Raw genomic sequence first — 2,086 nt, 5'->3', positions numbered from 1 at the left:
CGGTATATGCTCTTGCATAGCCGCTTTATTTTGATATGGACTCATAAGTGCCTCCGAAATTAATTGAAGGGCTTAGTCTGCCATGTTTTATATTGGTTTAGAATGTGTACTTTAATTGACGCTTACTACTAATCGCTTTGTTGCCGCGCAAGTTGACCAGACTTTAGACATCACTGATATGCGTGAAATAGACCAGTCTTTAGCTAATTATTTACAACAAGAGCGCGTACACTTGTTTGAAGTAAAAGCCAATAATAGCTTTAAAGTGCCTTTAGTAACTGAAATTGAAATATTTTCTGAAGGCTTAGAGCACTTGCAAAAATATCTTGAGCATCAAGAGACCAGTCGCTTAACGCAGGCTAATCAGTTTTTTAATCAAGTTAATTACCGCTTGCTAAAGGTTGAGCAACATTATTTAGTTCTAAGTGAAAAATTACCCGCGCGTGGCTGGGGCATCTATGTTTTTAATTTAAATATGGATAATAAATTAGCCTTAGAAATCCCTGCACCGTTAAATGAAAATATGGCGATGGAAGCAGGTAGTATTTTGTTTGAGTTGCTTAACGCGCGTAGCTTGGCTATTGCAGGAGCTAGCCGTTTCGCTAGAGCGGATAAAACTGCCGATGTACTAAGTCAGCAACAAAGTTTTTTTCATGCGTTTCACCGTCTATTCGGGCGGCACGACAGTTTGCAGGTTCGCACTTATACCGGAGAGCTTGCACGTCAAACTTCGGGGTTACGGCGTATGGGAACGGAAATTGATATTAAAGGTTTAGAGTCTACTTTATGGATTAAACAACGTATTCCTGAAAGTTTGGATTTGGTGAAATTAAAGCAAAGGATTGGTGCTTATCAGTTGCAATGGCAATCTCCAGGTTTTGGTAACCGTCAGCGTGATGTATCGGCTGAAGGCTTTGCTGAATTAATTTTAAACCAACAAGCTGCACGTACTTTATTATTTCAATCAAGCTTATTAACACCGTTGGTAGATACCTTTGAGCAAGATTTAAGCATAGAAGGCTATTTACAAAATTGGATTTTAAATAGTAAAACACAAATTGCTGGGCAAGGCAGTAACCTTTACCAGGCACCTGACTTAGGACAGCTATTATTTTTAGATGAGCAGGTTTTTACGCCATTATTAGATATAGTTAAAGATTATCAACAAATACAAAGTTGGACGCCCGAGTTGCTGGACGATTTACGCATTGTAGCGCGCTCAGCGGCTATTATGGGCTATCAAATTATTCGTTACCGACATAGTACTACGCTGCGAAATTATCTGATTATTGCAGAACAAGAGGGCCGTCAGCGCCGTTATTGGGGAACTTACGTCTTACGTGTAGCAGCTAAGCAACCTTATGTAGTGCAAATACCAAGACCACTGTACGAAGTGAACAGTTTTGAGTACGGTGTGTCTTTATTTGGACGTATTAATGCTACTGCATTGATGGTTGGTGCGACACACCCATATGCAAATGTCGATAACACCGCTGATTTAGTGGATCTAGATAATACCGCCAGTGTTTTTAATTTATTTAATCAAGTATTACTAAGAGAAGCTAAAAGTCAGCCTTTAATGATGCTGAGCAGTCGCGCTTTTGGCTATCGCCCTGATAGACCTGCTACTGATGCTGATATTATTTTAGCGTTAGAGTCTGGCGTTGTTGAGCTTCAAGAATTAACAACTCTAAGTAAAAACCTGCTTGAGATACTAGAGCAAGACGGTTTAAAAGTGAAATTACTGGATGGCTCAATAGAAACACAAGGTTATGAGGTAAGTTCTAGTGCGCAATATTATTACCTTAAAGCCACAGAAAATAAAAATTTTGCAGTGTTATGGCTATCACCTTTAATGCGTTCAAACTATCGTCAGCAAGATGAAAATAGTTGGCAAATAGCGCAATTTACGCAATTGGCTATAAAGAGCGTAGAGTATGACCTGGGGCAGTATTTATTGCAACACGGTGGCTTAAAATCTGCGCGATTAAATGTAGATTTGCCTGAATTCGTATAATAAGTGCATAACCTCTGAAAGTAACGGATAGCAATACACTGGTTGAATTGAGACAAGACATAGGGGGGG

Annotated in this window: 1 protein-coding gene; it reads left to right on the top strand. The window is 39.4% G+C overall.

Annotated features, from left to right (window positions below; all coding sequences use genetic code 11):
• The first annotated feature begins 115 nt into the window (after positions 1–115).
• Positions 116–2,017 (top strand): hypothetical protein, encoded by a 1,902-nt coding sequence (locus tag BQ7314_RS14685; RefSeq protein WP_174484443.1) that lies wholly within the window; start codon positions 116–118, stop codon positions 2,015–2,017.
• The last annotated feature ends 69 nt before the right edge of the window (positions 2,018–2,086 follow it).

This window comes from methanotrophic endosymbiont of Bathymodiolus puteoserpentis (Logatchev), from assembly GCF_900128525.1.
GTDB lineage: Bacteria > Pseudomonadota > Gammaproteobacteria > Methylococcales > Methylomonadaceae > Methyloprofundus.
This window is presented reverse-complemented; position numbering and strand designations above follow the sequence as displayed.